Source organism: Kitasatospora sp. NPDC023385 (assembly GCF_055664045.1).
Map to the genome: position 1 here is coordinate 1 of NZ_JBVOOL010000101.1, position 1,351 is coordinate 1,351.

The 1,351-nt window shown below is 67.7% G+C and carries 1 pseudogene; it reads right to left on the reverse strand.

Annotated elements, in window-relative coordinates:
* Positions 1–111: 111 nt before the first annotated feature.
* Positions 112–645: pseudogene (locus tag AC0B61_RS37195) on the reverse strand (FAD/NAD(P)-binding protein); the annotation flags it as partial.
* Positions 646–1,351: the final 706 nt, after the last annotated feature.

The window sequence follows — 1,351 nt, forward strand, 5'->3', positions numbered from 1 at the left end:
GCGGATCCTCGCGCTGACCGCCGCGATCTGGCACAACGACCACACTGGCCAGCCCGTCATGCGCTCGCTGACCGCGTACGACCACTGAACCCCTTAGCATCAGTCATCTAGGGCCAGCACCACGGCATACAGTGCGTCGACCGTGCTGCCGTCCGCCAGCCGGATCTGCTGCGACCCCTCGCCGGTGAGGGCGACGGCCCGGGAGCGGTGCACTTGGACCGTGACGTGCTGCGGGGCGCGCTCGACCAGACGCTGGAACATGGCCCGCAGGTAGGCGCCGTAGAAGGCCCGGGTGGGGTAGGAGTCCGGGCCTAACACGGCTGCCTCGGCGAGCACATCGGCCTCGGCCACGTACGGCGAACGGGCCCACTCGTACAAGCTCGGCCCGGGCTCGACCGGGCCGTCGATCCGCACGCTGTCGTCGGTGAACACGGTGACCTGGGAGGCCACGGTGTTCATCAGCAGGTGCCGCGACTGGTCGGTGCGCCAGACCCCGCCCGCCCCGGGCGGGTCGGGGTCGACTAGGTGCACGGTCAAGGGACGCGGGTAGGGATTGGCCCGCTCGTTGGCACAGAGCCGTTCCAGCACAGACAGACCGCGGGGGCCCGCGCCTATCAGGCCGACTCTCATCCGAGTCTCCCTCATGACCGCCGCCACCGCGGTCCGACGGGCAGCACGGCGTGGCTCGCCTTGAGGACGACGTTGTGACCGCTACCGGCCCGTGTCTCACCCCGGTGCTTCTGGTGGGTGACCGGGCAGTCCTCGTCCCGTTGGAGTTCCCCACGGGGGACGAACGTCCCGTCGGCGGGGCTGGTGCGGTGCGGTCCGCGAAGTACCGACCGGCCAGGGCGGACGTCCGACTCCATCGGAGCCGTCCGGTGGTTCCTCACCGGGCTCCCTCCTGTCCTTGTGCATCTGTTGCGGAAAACTTCAAGGTGTGCTTGGAGTGAGAATGCTCTCGGCCATGACTGCCTTCGGTGATCAACACCATGCCCAGCGGCCAACACCAGAGTCGGTGCCCTTCCTGACCTTCCGTAACCGAACGGGGCTTTGACGTGCACAGACGATGCGGGGCCGTCGAGCGGGATACAGATGGGGCGAAGGAACCGACGACTTCACGAAGGTGAAGAGCACTGGCCCGGCGCTCGTCGACGACGATCCGGCAGATCGGACATTTTCTCTTTCCCGCGCCGGGCCGCCAGTTTGGACGGTTAGGCCGCTCGGCGGCTTTGTCGGCCGCAAGTACGGGAGCACTCGCTACTGAAGTTGAATCCGTGATGTCGCTCGGATGGGTGAAGCAGTAGCGTTCGCCTGCCCGCGGAGGGTCGGCCCCGGTAGTCGTGTGCTGTGA